The organism is Oscillibacter sp. CAG:155, assembly GCA_000436875.1.
Classification (GTDB): Bacteria; Bacillota; Clostridia; order Oscillospirales; family Oscillospiraceae; genus Oscillibacter.
This window is the reverse complement of sequence record FR890924.1, coordinates 1-2,384: the sequence shown is the minus strand read 5'-3', so window position 1 is coordinate 2,384 and position 2,384 is coordinate 1. Positions and strand designations below refer to the sequence as shown.

The following is a 2,384-nucleotide window of genomic DNA, read 5'->3' as shown; positions in this document are numbered from 1 at the left end:
CATAGATCACGAACACGGCGTCGTCCTTGCCGTCCTTGTAGATGGCATAGACATTCAGGCTGGAAGAGGCCTTATCGACGCTCATCTTGCCGGTGGCAGTCTTGATGTCGATATCGGTGGAATCCTTCTCAATACCAATGAAGAAGGTGGTGTCGTCCAGATACAGACGGCTGGCCGTCTCGTTCTTAGAAGCAGAGTTGTTGTAGGCGTTCTTGCCAGAAGCGGTGAAGCGGATCACAGTGGAAGCGCTGTCAACGCTGCTGGACAGGGTATCCTCGACCACGGTGTAGCCGTCCTGGCCAATGTACTTCTTAGCAGTGTACTTGTCGTCGTCCTCGGTCATGACGTACAGGCCGGTAGTACCCTGATTGTCGAACTTGTTGTCAGCCGCATCATAGGTCAGATCGCCAGCGGTCTGGCCAGCCAGCTTCAGCTGATGCTCGGTGCCGTCGGTGACGGAGATCGCCTGAGCATAGTAGTTGATCGTGCCGCGAGTGTTCTCGGTGTACACGCCAGCCACATAGTAGACATCGTCCAGAGTAGCGAACGCAGCACCGTCAACAGCCAGAGCATAGCCCTCAGCGGTCAGGTACACGGTGTACTCGTTGTCGAAGTCAACATTCTCGCCGTCCTCGATGCCGGTCATCTGAGCGGCATAGACGTACTTGGTGCCGTCGATGGTGATGTCACCAGCAGTCACGTTGTAGGTAGAATCCTTAGCAACCTGACGGGCAGCAGTGGGAGTACCCTTGACGGACTTGGCAACATAGCTGTCCAGGATGGTGGTGTCGTCCTTGTCGGAGATAGCCACGGCCAGGACAGTGCCTTCCTCATAGGTATCAGCATCGAAGCCGTTCAGGACCTTGTCGTCATCATCATGGTTATCATAGTAGGTACCCATGTTGGTGCCGTCGATGTCCTTCAGATCAACGCCGACAGAAGCGCCCTTGTTCTTCAGAGAAGAGGACAGATCGTTGTCAACGTCGTCGATCTTGGCATAGGTGTAAGAACGGATGACGATGGTAGCAACATCGTTGTCGTCGTTCTCATAAGCCTCGATAATATCGCCCTTACCGGCCAGGGTGTCCTTATTATCCAGGTCAGCGTACTCGCCCATCAGCTTGCCGTTGCGATACACGTCAGCGGTATCCTTGACGTCCTTAGCGGAGTAGCCCAGGTAATCGCTGTCGGTGACCAGCACGGACAGATCCTTCTTGGCATCCTCAACCACATAAGTGGCATCGGCGTCGTCAGCATAGGTGCCGATGGTGTCGCCATCATACTTCCAAGTGGTAGCGGGACGGCCGAAGTCATCGGTGTCAGCCACGCCCTTCAGCTTATCGAAGTACTTCTCGGCAAACTGCATCTTGCCGTCGTCCTTGATATAGCCGTCGGTCTTGGAGGAGTTGGACAGCTCGTAAGCGCTGTTGTTGCCAACAGTGACGGAGCCGCCGTCGTTGGTGTCGACAGTGATCTTGGAATCATAGTCGACCATGGTGGCCTTCATGGTGTTGAAGGCATACAGGCAAGCCTCTTCACGGGTGACAGCGTTCACGCCAACAAAGTTGTCGTTGCCGTCGTCCAGGCGGATGCCGATGGCGCGCTTGCCAACGGCGATGGACCAGTTGGCACCGGTGTAGCCCTCGATGGAGCTGTCATAGCCCAGGGCACCCAGCAGCATCTTCATGAAGGCATAGCCGGTCAGAGAAGCGCCGGGCTTGAAGGTGCCGTCGGCATAACCGGAGATGATGCCCTCCTTCTGGCAGTAAGCAATGTAGCCAGAGAAGTTGTTGGTGGTAGGAACGTCGCTGTAGGGAGCGGTGTCAGCGCGCAGAGCGCTGGCGGTGGTGGGCCCGAGGATCAGGTTGCAGATGATCTTAGCAGCCGCGCCACGGGTCAGAGTGTTCTGGGGGTTGAAGGCGCCGTCTTCGTAGCCGTCAACGATCCCCACGGAGGACACCACGTCAACAGCTTCTTTGTAATCAATCTTGCTGTTGTCCGTGAAGTCCTTGGCGCCAGCAGAGACAGTGACCAGAGACATGGTCATCGCCAGAGCCAGAACCAGAGAAAGGAACTTCTTCATGGGATTTTCTCCTCCTTTTGAATTTACCGTCCGGCCCGCCCATTCCTCTTTCAAGCCGGATTCCCGGAGGAACCCATTTTAAAAGATGTATGTACCGGCCTTTCGGCATTTAGAAGTTCGGAAGATCTTCTGCGTCGTTTCTTTTCCCGGCCCACATACTGTGGCTAGCCGGTCCCGTATCTAAGCCGGGGAAATGAGAACAGAATCTCTTCACAGCATGCATCTTAGCAAACAAACGGGAAACTTTCAAGATGTTTTTTTGTCTTGTAATGAAACTGTAACATTGGCTGTAATACAGCGG

1 protein-coding gene is annotated in these 2,384 nt (G+C 54.7%); it reads right to left on the bottom strand.

What is annotated here, in order from left to right:
* A partial coding sequence (locus tag QZL67_RS06700) for an S-layer homology domain-containing protein (protein WP_292920035.1) occupies positions 1–2,083 on the bottom strand: 2,083 nt, incomplete at its 3' end.
* Positions 2,084–2,384 lie beyond the last annotated feature (301 nt).